General features: G+C 68.1%; 11 protein-coding genes. 3 read left to right on the forward strand and 8 right to left on the reverse strand.

What is annotated here, in order from left to right:
- Nucleotides 1-19: 19 nt before the first annotated feature.
- The 3 genes from ACQY4Y_RS20345 to ACQY4Y_RS20355 form a co-directional block, all read right to left on the reverse strand.
- Entirely contained in the window at nt 20-931 is a 912-nt protein-coding gene (locus ACQY4Y_RS20345; RefSeq protein ID WP_428492409.1) for an efflux RND transporter periplasmic adaptor subunit, read from the reverse strand.
- Complete coding sequence (locus ACQY4Y_RS20350) at nt 928-1,140, reverse strand: DUF1656 domain-containing protein (protein WP_428492410.1); 213 nt, start codon at nt 1,138-1,140, stop codon at nt 928-930. The genes ACQY4Y_RS20345 and ACQY4Y_RS20350 overlap by 4 nt, the downstream gene beginning before the upstream one ends.
- Nucleotides 1,141-1,221: 81 nt before the next feature.
- Nucleotides 1,222-3,315: an FUSC family protein gene (locus ACQY4Y_RS20355; protein ID WP_428492411.1), complete on the reverse strand. Its 2,094-nt coding sequence runs from the start codon at nt 3,313-3,315 to the stop codon at nt 1,222-1,224.
- Between the two features lie 260 nt (nt 3,316-3,575).
- Here ACQY4Y_RS20355 and ACQY4Y_RS20360 point away from each other — a divergent pair, with 260 nt between their 5' ends.
- Nucleotides 3,576-5,090 (forward strand): CoA transferase, encoded by a 1,515-nt coding sequence (locus ACQY4Y_RS20360; protein ID WP_428492412.1) that lies wholly within the window; start codon nt 3,576-3,578, stop codon nt 5,088-5,090.
- A 163-nt stretch (nt 5,091-5,253) separates the two neighbouring features.
- Here ACQY4Y_RS20360 and ACQY4Y_RS20365 read toward each other — a convergent pair whose 3' ends face one another.
- Nucleotides 5,254-6,219: a TauD/TfdA dioxygenase family protein gene (locus ACQY4Y_RS20365; protein WP_428492413.1), complete on the reverse strand. Its 966-nt coding sequence runs from the start codon at nt 6,217-6,219 to the stop codon at nt 5,254-5,256.
- Between the two features lie 256 nt (nt 6,220-6,475).
- Between ACQY4Y_RS20365 and ACQY4Y_RS20370 the strand changes: the two genes are divergently transcribed.
- Nucleotides 6,476-7,837 carry an MFS transporter gene (locus ACQY4Y_RS20370; protein WP_428492414.1) on the forward strand — a complete coding sequence of 454 codons (1,362 nt, stop codon included), beginning with the start codon at nt 6,476-6,478 and terminating at the stop codon, nt 7,835-7,837.
- Nucleotides 7,838-8,042: 205 nt separating this feature from the next.
- Here the strand turns inward: ACQY4Y_RS20370 and ACQY4Y_RS20375 are convergent, their stop codons facing one another.
- The 4 genes from ACQY4Y_RS20375 to ACQY4Y_RS20390 all read right to left on the reverse strand — a co-directional run bounded on the left by ACQY4Y_RS20375 (nt 8,043) and on the right by ACQY4Y_RS20390 (nt 11,584).
- Nucleotides 8,043-8,399, reverse strand: a complete 357-nt coding sequence (locus tag ACQY4Y_RS20375) for a YkgJ family cysteine cluster protein (protein WP_428492415.1) — start codon at nt 8,397-8,399, stop codon at nt 8,043-8,045.
- Between the two features lie 120 nt (nt 8,400-8,519).
- Nucleotides 8,520-9,683 (reverse strand): hypothetical protein, encoded by a 1,164-nt coding sequence (locus ACQY4Y_RS20380; protein WP_428492416.1) that lies wholly within the window; start codon nt 9,681-9,683, stop codon nt 8,520-8,522.
- Between the two features lie 61 nt (nt 9,684-9,744).
- Nucleotides 9,745-10,797, reverse strand: coding sequence for a lactonase family protein (locus ACQY4Y_RS20385; RefSeq protein WP_428492417.1), 1,053 nt, complete (start codon nt 10,795-10,797; stop codon nt 9,745-9,747).
- A 1-nt stretch (nt 10,798) separates the two neighbouring features.
- Nucleotides 10,799-11,584, reverse strand: a complete 786-nt coding sequence (locus ACQY4Y_RS20390) for a CbiX/SirB N-terminal domain-containing protein (protein ID WP_428492418.1) — start codon at nt 11,582-11,584, stop codon at nt 10,799-10,801.
- Between the two features lie 117 nt (nt 11,585-11,701).
- Between ACQY4Y_RS20390 and ACQY4Y_RS20395 the strand changes: the two genes are divergently transcribed.
- Complete coding sequence (locus ACQY4Y_RS20395) at nt 11,702-13,354, forward strand: 4Fe-4S dicluster domain-containing protein (RefSeq protein WP_428492419.1); 1,653 nt, start codon at nt 11,702-11,704, stop codon at nt 13,352-13,354.
- Nucleotides 13,355-13,539: the final 185 nt, after the last annotated feature.

The raw sequence follows: 13,539 nt of genomic DNA on the forward strand, positions 1-13,539 counted from the left end.
AGCGCGGGATGTTACCACGCTATCGCTGAGCCGCCTTGGTCACGGGGGCGGTGCCGGGTTCGATGGTGACGGTGGCGGTGCGGCCGAGCACGAGCCGCACACCCGGAGGAACCGGATCCGGCTTGATTCGCACCGGGATGCGCTGCGCCAGGCGCACCCAATTGAAGGTCGGGTTGATGTTGGCCAGCAGGTCGGGGCTATCGCTGCGCTCGCGATCGGCGATGCCGGTGGCGATGCTCTCGACCCGGCCGGTGAGTAGCCTTGGCTCGCCCATCAGGCGGATCTGGGCGCGGTCGCCGACGTGGATGCTGGGCAGCTTGGTTTCCTCGAAGTAACCCTCGATGCGCAGCGTGGCGCTGTCCACCAGGGCCATTACACCCTTGCCGGTGGTGACGTAGTCGCCGGGCTCCAGCGCCACGTTGGTGACGCTGCCGTCGACCGGGCTGGTGACGATCGAACGGTTGAGGTTGAGCTGCGCCACGGCGCGGTCGGCCACCGCCTGGCGATAGGCCGCGGCGGCGGCCTCGGCGCTGGTCTGCCGCTGCTCCTGGGTTTCCTTGGAGACCGAGAGCTGGTTGAGCTGCTGGTAGCGGTTGGCTTCTCGGTTGGCTTCGTCCATCTGCGCCTTGCGGCTGGCGACGGCGGCCTCAGCCTGGGCGAGCGCCAGTTCGAAGCGGTCGGGATCAATGCGGAACAGTTCGTCGCCGCGTCTGACCGTCTGGTTGTCACGCACCATCACCTTGTCGACCAGGCCGGAGACGTCGGGGGCGATGGTGACGACGTCGGCGCGGATCCGGCCGTCGCGGGTCCAGGGTGCCTCCTGGTAGTAGGCCCACAGGAAGCGGCCGGCGACGATCGCCACGGCGACGATCAGCAGGGTCATCAGCGGGCGGCCGGAATTCAGTGCCAGTCGGCGGAGAAACGGTTTCATGAGCCGATCCATAGCGGCAGGGCGGCGGCAACCACCGCCATGATGATGACGAGCAGCGACAGGTCCACCAGCGGTCGGTGCCAGACCAGCCGGTAGAAGCCGACGCGGACCAGGATGCGGCGCAGCCCGGCAGTGAGCGCCAGCGCGATCACCGCCCATACCAGCAGGATTGGGACGAACACGCCATAGATGTCGACCTCGCCGATCACGCCGCGCGCCCGATCATGCCGCCCGCCCGATCATGCCGCCCGCCTGCTCATGCCGCCCGCCTGCTCATGCCGCCCGCCTGATCATGCCGGTCTCTGGGTCGGGTCGGGCGCGGCGGCGGCGTCCGGCGGCGGCTGATGCGGGAAAGGCGGGGGCCGGTAGGGCGGGGCGTCGGCGAACAGGCCGCGGCGGAGGCCGACCAGTTGCAGCAGCAGGTCGCGCGCATCCGCATCGGCGATGGCGGCATCCAAGGCGCAGTCGATGTCGCGCAGCACGGTGGCGGGTAGACGCAGTTGGCGACCGGCGGCGGCCTGGGCGGCGAAGTGCGCGGCGACACCGTGCAGCACGGTATCGACCGCCTGGCGAAGCGGCGACGTCATGACGTCGCGCTGGTTGCGCAGATCGGCCAGGTTGATGCCGATGCGCAGGTCGGCGAGGGCGTCCACGGCGGCCAGATCGTTGCCTGCTCCGACAGCCGCCAGCCGGGGCACCAGCAGGCCAAGGCGGTCGAGCAGCAATCCGGCCATGGTGTCGCGGTCGTGCAAGGCTTGGTCGTGCAAGGTGGGGCTGGTGGGGATCGCCGCCAGGTCGCGCCAGTCGGCGCGCAGCAGGCGCCGGGCGCTCCATTCCGCACCGACCGAGCGCATCAGCGCGGTGACCACCGCGGCGCTGGCGACGCCCAGCAGGGCAGCGAAGCTGCCATCGGCGTAGCTGACGAAATCGGCGGAATAGGCGCCTTGCAGGCTGAGCAGGGTGGCGGTGAGGAAGCCCAATGCGGAGCCCATCGGCTGGGTGGCTGGGCGGGCGATCAGCAGGCCGACGGGGATGAAGAACGCGGCGAGCACCAGCGCCAGCATCTCGAAATCATGCACGTTGGGCAGTATGGCGAACAGGCCGATGCCGACGGCGGCGACCGAAATCAGGGCGATAACGAGAAAGTTCTTCAGCGCCGGCGTCGGGTCGTCGAGGGTGGCGAACAGGCAGCAGGCGGCGGCGGCCAGCGCGGCCATGCCGCTGCCGGCCTGCCAGCCGGTGGCGATCCAGAACGCGCAGGCCAGAACAATGGTGACGGCGGCGGCCAGGCCGGACAGCACGGCCAGGCCTTGATCGTGGTGCAGCCGTTGCGGGCCGCTGGAAGGCACCGCCAACGGCAGCGCCAGCGGGCCGCCGCCTTCCTCGATATGGCGGCGCAGGTCGCGCATGTCCTGGCGCAGGTTGACCAGGTCGTGCAGCCGCAACAGCAGGCTGCAGCGCATCACCTGGTTCCAGCCGGCTGTGAGGTCGGTTTCGGCTTGCAATTGCTCGATGGCATGTCGCATGCGGTCGGCCTCGCCGCGCGGTGGCGGTGCCCCGGCGCGGACCCACACGCTGAGGTCGGCCAGCAGGTGGCGCAGGCCGGGGGTGATGGCGTCGGCGGCTCGCAATGCGGCGAGCCGATCGCTGATCGAGGACAGCACCGGCAACAGCAGCACCATGCGCCGCTGCAGTTCGCCGACCCAGCGCGTCGCGGACTGCCAGATTGAATCGTCCCAGGCGAGTTGGGAGGTGAGCATGCGCAGTTCCACGGCGTCGGCGGCGAGCCGGAGATGGGCAAAGGCGTTGGCCTTGTCGTCGGTTCCGTCAAGCACCTGCTGGGTCCAGGTGCTGGCGTTGCCGACCCAGGCGAGGATGCGCTCAGCCAGCAGCGGCCCGAGTTGGCGGGGGAACACCACGGTGGCGATGACGGTCGAGCAGAGGATTCCGAGCCAGATTTCCTCGACCCGGGCGAGTGCGACGTCCCAGATCGTGTCGGGGGCGTTAACGGCGGGGAAGCCGATCAGCGCGGCGGTGTAGCCGGCCAGCATGAAGAGGTAGCTGCGCGGGGTGCGGTCGAGCAAGGCGATGTAGAGGCAGCCTCCGGTCCACAGCGCCAGGGCAGCGCTGAGTAGTTCGGGGGCATCGACCAGGTTCGGCACCAGCACGATGGTCGCGATGGCGCCGATGGCGGTGCCGACCAGGCGGAAGATGGCCTTGGAGCGGACTGAGCCGATCAATGGCTGGGACACGATGTAGACCGTGGCCATGGCCCAGTATGGGCGGTCCAGGCCGATCGACATGGCGATGTAGAGCGCGAGCATGGCGGCGGCGAAGGTCTTCACCGAGAACAGCCATTCGTTGCTGCCGGGCCACGGGTTCATTGGGGTTTCAGGGGGCGGTCGCAGACGGGTTTGCCAGTCCGGGTGCGGCGCCGCTGTCTCGAACGGTTGGCCCGGCGACAATGATGTCGATCACGGAGGACATCGTTCAGCGTAAGACGAAATCGCCGGGCGACAAAGTCGGTGCCCGCAAGTCGAAGCATCACCCGTGCGGGGGCGGGATCTGGCGGTTTCCGATCGCGCCGTGCTGGCGCATGATCTCTGGAAGGCTGACGCAGATGCAAAACCGAGAGGTGACGATCATGTCTGAGAACGCGGCTGACAAGACGCAGGGTGGCGTGGCACCGGGTCGGGCTGGACAGAACGGCGGTGGACGGACTGGCAGTGGCCAAAATGGCGCTGGGATGACGGCGCGGGATGCGCTGGGCTCGATCCTGGCGGCCGCCGGCTGGCCGGCCGAGCGGGCGGACGGGGTGCGCTTTAGTGGCGGCGACGATCCGATCCTGCCGACGCCGTTCCGAATCGGTGCGGCCGGGGCGGCGACGCTGGCGGCGAGCGGCATCGCCGCGTCCGAACTGTGGCGGCTGCGCAGCGGCCGGGGGCAGCAGATCGGCGTCGATGTGCGCCAGGCCACGGCATCGTTGCGCAGCGGTCATTACATGAAGCTGGGCGACGGCGAGGTGTCGGCCGGGCGCAATCCGATCATGGGGGTGTATCCGGCCAGGAACGGACGCTGGAGCTATATCCACGCCAACTTCCCCAACCATCGTGCCGCCGCCTTGGGGGTGCTGGGCTGCGAGGAATCCAGGGAGGCGGTGACCCGGGCGGTGGCCGGGTGGGATGCGGCGGAGCTGGAGGAGGCGATCATCGCCGCCAAGGGCGCCGGCGGGATGGTGCGGACCCAGGCGGAATGGGCGGAGCATCCGCAAGCGGCTGCGATCGCATCATTGCCGCTGATGGAGATCGTGCGGATCGGCGACAGTGACCCCGAACCGCTGCCGGCGGGCGAGCGGCCGTTATCGGGCATCCGTGTGGTTGACCTGACGCGGGTGCTGGCGGGGCCGACCTGCGCGCGCACGCTGGCGGAGCATGGCGCGGAGGTGATGAAGATCTCGGCCGAACACCTGCCGAACCTGGGCTATCAGGAGTTCGATACCGGGCATGGCAAGCTGAACGCCTATCTCGATCTGCGGGAGCAGCGCAACCTCGATACGCTGCGCGGCCTGGTGCGGCAGGCGGATGTCTTCTCGCAAGGGTATCGGCCGGGTGCGCTGGGTGCCAGGGGGTTGGCGCCGGAGGAACTGGCGGCGATCCGGCCGGGTCTGGTTTATGTCTCGCTTTCAGCGTTCGGGCATACTGGTCCTTGGGCGTCGCGGCGTGGTTTCGATACGGTTGTGCAGACGGTCAGCGGGATCACGTCGCGGCAGGCCGAGGTGGTGGCAGGCAAGACTCCGGGTCCGCAGTTTTATCCGGTGTCGGCGATCGATTACTGCACCGGGTATCTGATGGCGACCGGGGCGATGATCGCGCTTGGCCGGCGTGCCGAGCAGGGCGGCAGTTGGCTGGTGCGGATTTCGCTGGCGCAGGTGGGCAAGTGGATCGTCGATCTGGGCGAGGTCTCGGCCGACGCGCTGGGCGGCGTGGCGGAGGAATTCAGCCCCGAAGAGCTGCTTGATTGGTCGATGGAGACGGAGACGCCGTCGGGTCGGCTGCGGCATCTGAAACCGGTGGTCCGGCTGTCGGAGACGCCGCCGTTCTGGGCCAGGCCTTCGGTTCCGCTGGGCTATCATCAGCCGGTTTGGCCCGTGCGGGGTTGAAGCGTACGGGACCAGGCTCGTGGGGGCAGCCGGAGCAAGGTCGGGGCCGTGGTTATCGGGGCGTGTCCGGCGATGCGCGGGCAGGTGGGCGGGGGTGAGCGGGGCAAGGCCGGGGCCGTGGTCGTCGGGGTGTGTCAGGCGATGCGCGTGGGGGTAGGCGGGGTCAGGCCGCGGGGGGCGCGGCGCCCTTGATCTGGGTTCGGTGCATGATCCGCCGCGACGTGGCCTCGAACGGGTCGCGCCGGTGCATGGTACAGCGGTTGTCCCACAGCACCAGGTCGCCGACCCGCCAATGGTGGGCGAAGCTGAGGTCCGCTTGGGTGGCGTGGGCCCAGATTTCGTCGAGCAGCGCCTCGGACTCCGGCAGGCTGAGGCCGTCGATCCAGGCCATGCGGCGGCGCCCGAGATAGAGCATGCGGCGACCGCTTTCGGGGTGGGTGCAGACCAGCGGGTGCAGGGTTCCGGGGGCCTGGCGCGGATCCTCGGTCGGGGTGACGCCCTGGCGCAGGTAGCCGCCGCTGTTGTAGGTGCCGTCGTGCTTGACCCGCAGGCCGAGGGCGCGTTGGCGCAAATCCGGCGGCAGCGAGTCGAAGGCGGCGTACATGTCGCAGAACCAGGTATCGCCGCCGGTGGGGGGGATTTCCAGCGCGAACAGCATGCTGGCCTTGGGCGGCGCGGGCAGGTAGGACATGTCGGTGTGCCAGACGGCTTCTCCGGCGCCAAGGCTGCCGATCGCCACGCCGTTTTCGATCACGTTGGAAACGACATAGATTTCCGGCATGCCGCCGGCGGTGCGCTGGCCGTTTTCCTGCACCGGGGCGTGGTCGAGGTCGCCGAAGCGGCGGGAGAACGCGGCCAGGTCGGCGTCGGTCAGGTCTTGGGCCGGGAACACCAGCACCTGGTGGTCGATCCAGGCCTGGTGGATGGCGCTGAAGTCGGCCTCGGCGATGGTGCGCAGATCGATGCCGGGCATCGTGGCTCCGAAGCTTGTGGCGCCGAGGGGTAGGGCTTTGGGGCCGGTGGCATTGGGGCCGGCGGCACTGGGGGTATTCGCACTGGGGTTCGCACTGGGGCGGTTCGGGGTGGCGCCGCTCGGGCGTGTCGGCGGGGTGGAGAATGTCGCGCTCATGAAGGTGCCTCCGGTGCCAACGGGTCTGGTTCCCCGGTTGGTTGGGACAGTATTAGGATTTGACGAAGTCGGCGGTCAATTTGGCGCACGGGCGGGGGGCGGCGCATGTGACTTGCCCCCGGGGCGTGGATTAGGGTCGCCGCCTGGAATCGCGGCAAGTACCTTAGGATCGTGGCAGGCAGGCTAGGATCGCGGCAGGCAGGCTAGGATCGCGGCAAGCACGGCAGGATCGCCGCAAGCACGGGGGGAGACAAGAATGGCCAGCATCAGTGCTAGGCTGGATAGGCTGCCGATGACCTCGGCGCACCGCACCGCGTTCGTCGCGCTGGCGTTCGCCTATTTCTTTGAACTGGGTGATCTGAACACGTTTGCCTACGCGGCGCCGGCGGTGATCCGGCAGTGGGGGATCTCGGTTGGCACGGTGGCGCTGATCACCTCGGCGAGCTTCGGCGGCATGACGATCGGGGCGCTGACCGGCGGAAAGCTGGCCAATGCCGTCGGGCGGCGGCGCGGCTTCATCTTTTCCACCCTGTTGTACGGGGTGTTCTCGTTGTTGAACGCGGCGGCGTGGGACGTGGCGTCCCTAGCGGTACTGCGCTTCATCACCGGGATCGGGCTGTCGGCGATGACGGTGATCGCCAATACCTATATCAGCGAATTCTTCCCCAAGCAGGTGCGCGGCCGCTACATGGGTTTCACCATGACGGTGGGATTGATCGGCATTCCCGCCACCGCCTGGGTGGCGCGGCTGCTGGTGCCGGTGGCGCCGTGGGGCTGGCGGCTGATCTTCGTCTGGGGCGGCCTTGGCATCGTCGCCGCGCTGGTTGGCCGCCGGATGGCGGAATCGCCGCGCTGGCTGTCGGTGCAAGGCCGCACGCGGGAGGCCGAGGCGGAAGTCGCCAGGTTGGAGCGGCTGGCGCTGGATCGATATGGCAGCCTGCCCGAACCGGATGAACAGCCAGACGAACCGACCCGGCCGCGGCCGCCTTACGGCACTCTGTTCCGCTCGCCGTATCTGGGGCGCACGGTGGTGCTGTCGGTGATCTCGATCACCGGGACGGTGGGGTTCTATGGGTTCATGTCGTGGGTGCCGACGCTGCTGTTCGAGCGCGGGTTCTCGGTGGTGAAGTCGCTGAGCTTCGTCAGCGTGATGGCGGTGTGCAACCCGCTGGGGGCGCTGCTGGCGGCGGACCTGATGGAGCGGTTCGAGCGCAAGTGGTTCAACACCGCGGTGTCGCTGCTGGTGGCGGCGGCCGGGGTGGCGTATGGTTTCAGCAGCGATCCGACGTGGATCATGGTGTTCGGCGCGCTGGTGGTGATCGGTCTGCAGGCCGGCGCGACCGGCGGCTATATCTATACGTCGGAGTTGTATTCCACCGATGTGCGTTCATTGGGCACCGGGATGACCTATGGGCTGGGCCGGCTGGCCAATGTGGCGGGGCCGTTCGCGGTCGCGGCGGTGTATGCCGGGCTGGGGTATGAGGCGGTGTTCGGCTTCGTCGCCGGCTGCTACGTGCTGCGTGGCCTGGCCTATGCGGCCTATGGGCCGCGCACCACCGGGCGCTCGCTGGAGGATGTCAATGCGGCGCTCATGCCGCGGCCTCGGCCGGCTTCTTAGGGCATTATCGCGTCTGGCTGACCTGATGATGCCTCGCGAGTCATTGTTTTAGCGAGCGATTCACACTTTTGGCGATGCCGCCTAAAGCTATCGCGCTCTAGCTGGGTTTTTCCCGGTTAGGCGGACTTGCGCGATCGGTGGCGGGCGGTCAGCGCGGTGGAGCTGGCGGGCGGGGCAGTCGGCGAGCGTGACGCCATGGTTGGGCTTAGTTCTCCCGCTTGCGCAGTTTGGCCACGTCGGTCTGCAGGAAGACGGCGTACCCGTAGACGGTTTCGTCGGGCTGGTTCCAGCAGACATAGCCGCGGCAGTCGTGCGGGCGGGCGTCGTAGACCGTGCACATGTGGTCCTGGTCGAGGAACTGGCAGGTCTTGTAGCCCTGCTTGATGCGCTTCTCACCCTTCTTGGTGACTTCGACGACGTGGCGTTTTTCGAACTCGGCGACGCTGACGGCGAGGTGTTTGGCCAGCCGCCTGATGTCGTCCCGGCCGACCCGGACGTAGCCCGCCATGCGGCAGCACAGGGCCGGGCATTTCAGGCAGTCGAGGCGTTCGTGATCAGCCATCCGGCATGATTGCGACGAGGCGGGCTGGCCCGCAATGGTTGTGCCGGACTGTTTTCAGCCTGGCTTCGCGTGCCGGGACCGTTTCGGCGCTTGGGCGGCCCACTGGTTGGGTCGGGCGCGTTACAGCGCCGTGGTCTTGAAGTCGGCCGGGACGATGATTTCCAGCACCTCGCAGTCGGGCGAGTAGTCCAGCACGGTGTGGCGGATGCCGCGCGGCTGCAGCCAGCAGCTTCCGGCGGACATCATCTGGTTGCCGTGGCCCTCGAAGTCGTTCTTCATCCAGCCTTGCAGCACGTAGATCAACTGCAGGTCGACGTCGTGGGCGTGTGGCTTGCGGACCTCGTCGGTGCAGGGCGGGGTGAACCGGATCACATGCGCCTGGCATAGCCCCGCGGTCGCCGCCGCGATTCCGAGGTCGCGGTAAAGCGCGTATGTGCGCAGGCCGTCGGGCTTGAAATCCTGCTGGTCGAGGTGGCTGACGGTGAAGCTGTGCGGCGCGCGGGGCCTGGCGGCCAGGGCGTCGGCTTGGGTGTTGGCCGCCGCTGGCTTGGCCGCCGCTCGCTTGGTCATTGGGGCGGGTGGCATGCGTGAGGCTGGCCGGATGTTGCGCGCGGCGGCAATCGGACGCGGGCGGCGCGCGGTGGGCGGCGGGACTGAGGGCCTGGCGGCGGGGTGGCGGGGGGCGGTCGTCTTTGCCGCGCCGGTCTTGCGACCGGGTTTGACCGGGGTGACCGATCCGGCGGCGGCTTTCTGCCTCGCGGCCGGCTGCTTCGGCGCGGTCCGCTGCGGGGCCGGTTGTTTCGTCGGCGCGGTCTTCGCCCTGGCGGTTTTGGCTGGTGCCGTTTTGGCCTGCGTCCGAGAAGCCGGGGCCTTGCGGGTTGGGGTTTTCTGGCTCGCGATCCTTGGGGTCAGCGTGGTCCGAGCCGGGGTCTGCGGGGTTGGCGTCTTTCGGGCCCGGGTCTTGCCTGTCAGGGTTTTGCTGGTCGCGGTCTTGCTGGCCGGAGTCTTGCTGGCCGCGGTTTTGCCCGCCGAGGTTTTGCCGGCCGTGGTTTTGCCGGCCGCGGTTTTGCTGGCCGAGGTCTTGCCGGCCGAGGCCTTGTGGGCCGGGGTCTTGCCGGTCGGGGTATTCCGGGATGGCGCCATCTTCGGTGCAGCCGGTGTGGCGGCGGTCTTGCCTTCGGATTTGCGCTGCGCCGCGGCAGCCTTGGCGGTGGTCTTGTCGGCGGGTCGCGGTGCCGGTTTCATTTTGCCGGGCGGTGTCGGTCCGGTGCTGGCTTTGGCCATGGCGTCGTCCCCAGTGATACCTTTCGATTAAGAACAGTATCGACTGGATTGCGGCATGCTTTCAAGAGGTCGTCACAAAGCTGATAGCGGACGGGCTGCCGACGCCGACCCGGACGCCGGTGGGGATCAGGCTGCCGGAGGCCTGATCGATGTGGAACACGGTAATCTCGTCGCTGTCCTGGTTGGCCACGTAGAGATGTTTTGCCCTAGGGCCCAGGGTGAAGAACCGTGGCTTGGCGCCCCCGGTCGGAAAGTTGCCGGCGTAAGTTAGCAGCCCGCTGTCGGGGGCGATGACGAACTGCACGATGCTGTCCTGGCCTCGGTTGGACACGTAGAGGTGGCGTTCGCAGGGCGAGGTGGCGATCTCGGCGGTGGTGTTTTGGGCTGCGTAACCGGTCAGCAGGGTGGAGATCACCTGTCGTTCGGTTGCCTGCCCGGCGGTCCAGTCGAACACGGTGACGGTCGAGTCCAGCTCGTTGTTGACGTAGAGCACGGGCAATCCGGGATGGAACGCGGCGTGGCGCGGCGCAGCGCTGGCGGCGGAGACGATGTGGGACTGTTGCGTCGGGATCAGCCGGCCGGCCTGGAAGCGGAAGAAGAAGGTGCAGTCGAAGCCCTTGTCGGGGATGACGACGAACTGCCCGGTCGGGTCGAACACGACGGCGTGCGGATGGGATGAGGACTGTTCCTTGGGGTTGGGGCCGGGGGTGCCCTGCAACGGGACCAGTTGGCTGACCGGCCGCAGGCTGCCGTCCGGCGCGAGCGGCATGACGGCGACCGCCCCGGTGGCGTAGTTGGCGATGACCAGGAAGCGTTCGCTGGGGTCGAGGGCGGAATCGACGGGGTTGGTGCCGCCGCAGTCCTGCTGGCTGAGCAGGGTGAGCAGCCCGGTCTGGCGGTCGATGGCGAAGGCGCTGATCAGGTTGCGGCCGCCGTGCACGCTGTAGAGCCGGGTCTGGTCGCGGTTCAAGGTGAACAGCGCCGGATTTTCCAGCTCGCCGACGTGCTGCAGGTGGGTCCAGCCGGCGCCGATCTCGTCCACGCGATAGACGTTGATGCCGTTGCCTCGGCCGTCGCGATCGGGGGTGGTGTAGCCGCCGACATAGGCAAACATCTTATTCTCCTTTTGCAGCGACGGCGTTGAACGCCTGATCGATGATGATGTCCGGCATCGCCGGATCGTCGGTGACGCAGCCGGTGAAGCGCACAATTGGCAAGGCACCGGCGCGCGCGGCTTGTTCGGCGGCGATCAGGCGGGGGATGTCGTCGCGGACATGGGCGCCGTGGTTGGCGAAGCAGCCGATGACCACGACCGGGTGGCGGCGCAGGCCGGACAGCGTCTCGGCGAGGAACGGCGGCTGTTCCAGGCAGGCGGGTTCGACGCGGGCGAACAACCCAGTGGCGACGACCCTGGCGGCGTGGCGGTGCAGCGCCAGTGCCTGGTTCGGGGCGCTGGCCGAACCGTGGCCGATCAGGATGATCGCGCTGCTGGGTGGGGCGATGGCGAGGTCGTCGCAGGCGGCCAGGGCCTGGCGCTCGATCAGGCCGGCGATCGCGTCGTGCACGCCGATGGCCGAGCACAGGATGGTTCCGGGCCGGCCGGCCAGGGCATGGGGGATGGCGACGCGGCTGAAGTAGCCGTCCTCCATGAAGAACGGCACCACGCGCAGGGTGGGCGCGGTGATGCGCCGCAGGGCTTGCTCGACCGTGGGGGTGCCGTGCAGCAGGGCGACCTCGATTTGGGCGAACCGGGGGCAGGCGGGCGGGGTGGGGTCGGATAGGGTGGGTTCGGGCAGGCTGGCCGCGCGTAGCGTCTGGGCGTGGCGGTGCAACGCGGCGGCGGCGTCGGGATAGCGCGCCGATCCGTGACCGATCAGCAACAAAGCGTCGTTTGCCGGCAAGGTTGTGCTCCGCGGCCGGTGGTTAAATGTTCGGGAGGCGTCGGCGGTTTGCCGGTTGCGCTGTTCTGACGCACATAGGTCTGAATCGAAGTGATGACAGACGCCAAGGAGTGGAAAATGGCTGACGAGCTACCCGGGCGGGAAGCGATGGAGTTCGACGTGGTCATCGTAGGGGGCGGGCCGGCCGGCTTGTCGGCGGCGATCAGGCTGAAACAGTTGGCGCCGGAGACGGCGGTCTGCCTGGTGGAGAAGGGCGGCGAGATCGGTGCCCATACGCTGTCGGGGGCGGTGATCGAGCCGCGGGCGCTGAACGAGCTGATTCCGGACTGGCAGGAAAAGGGAGCGCCGCTGGACACCCCGGCGCGCGAGGACCGGTTCATGCTGATGACCGAGAGCCGGGCGATCAAGCTGCCGACGCCGCCGCAGATGCACAATTCGGGCAACTATATCGTTTCGCTGGGCGACGTGGTGCGTTGGCTGGGCCAGCAGGCCGAGGCGCTTGGGGTGGAGATCTATCCGGGCTTCGCCGCCACCGAGGTTTTGCAGGACGCGGGTCGGGTTGCCGGCATCGCCACCGGCGACATGGGGGTGGGCAAGGACGGTTCGGCCACCGGGAACCTGCAGCGCGGGATGGAGTTGCGGGCGCGCTACACGCTGCTCGCCGAGGGCTGTCGCGGGTCGTTGTCGAAGCAGGTGATGACGCGGTTCGGTTTGCGCGACGGCCGCGATCCGCAGACCTACGCGATCGGGATCAAGGAGCTTTGGGAGATTCCGGCGGAGAACCATCGTCCCGGGTTGGTCGAGCACAGCCTGGGCTGGCCGCTGGACCGGGCGACCTATGGCGGGTCGTTCCTGTATCATTTCGGTAACAACCTGGTCTCGTATGGGTTCGTCATCGGGCTGGATTATGCCAACCCCTGGCTGTCGCCGTTCGACGAGATGCAGCGCTTCAAGACACATCCGGCGGTGCGCAAGCATTTCGAGGGCGGGCGGCGGATTTCGTACGGCGCCAGGGCGCTGATCGAGGGCGGCATGCAGTCGTTGCCGAAGTTGAGCTTTCCGGGCGGGTTGCTGATCGGCGACGCGGCGGGTTTTCTGAACGTGCCGAAGATCAAGGGCACTCATACGGCGATGAAGTCGGGCATGCTGGCGGCCGAGACGGTGGCCGAGGCGCTGGCCAGCGGGGGTGCAGCGGGCGGGGGCGCGGCTGAGCTGGACGGCTATGTCGATCGGGTGCGGGCAAGCTGGGTGTGGGAGGAACTGTCGCAGGTACGCAACGTGCGGCCGGCATTCTCCCGGTTCGGGATGTGGGGCGGGTTGGCCTACAGCGCGCTGGACACCTATGTGCTGCGCGGCAAGGCGCCGTGGACGCTGCACCATCGGCACGCCGACAACGAGACGCTGGCGCCGGCGGATGCGGCGGCCAGGATCAGCTATCCGAAGCCGGACGGGATACTGACGTTCGACAAGCTGTCGTCGGTGTTCATCAGCAACACCAACCACGAGGAGAACCAGCCGGCGCACCTGGTGCTGGCGGATCCGGCCAAGGCGGTGGCGCTGAACTGGCAGCAGTATCGCGGCCCGGAGGTGCGGTATTGTCCCGCGGCGGTGTATGAGTATGTCGGTGTGGAGGAGGGCGAGCCGAAGTTGCAGATCAACGCGCAGAACTGCGTGCACTGCAAGACCTGCGACATCAAGGACCCCTCGCAGAACATCAACTGGGTGCCCCCCGAGGGTGGCGGGGGGCCGAATTATCCGGGTGGGATGTGAGAGGCGGGCGCCATCCGGCGAAGCACGTCGAGGAATTCGACCAATGACACGGGTTTTCATGGTTCCGGTTTTTTGTCGCCATGCCGACGGGTTTTCGCGTTTTAGAATGCCGCACCCGGCCGCGGCCGAACCATTCCATCGTGCGGCTATGCGGCACCCGTGCGCTTGACCGCTCGGCCGGTTAC

The organism is Rhodopila sp. (assembly GCF_965277165.1).
GTDB lineage: Bacteria > Pseudomonadota > Alphaproteobacteria > Acetobacterales > Acetobacteraceae > Rhodopila.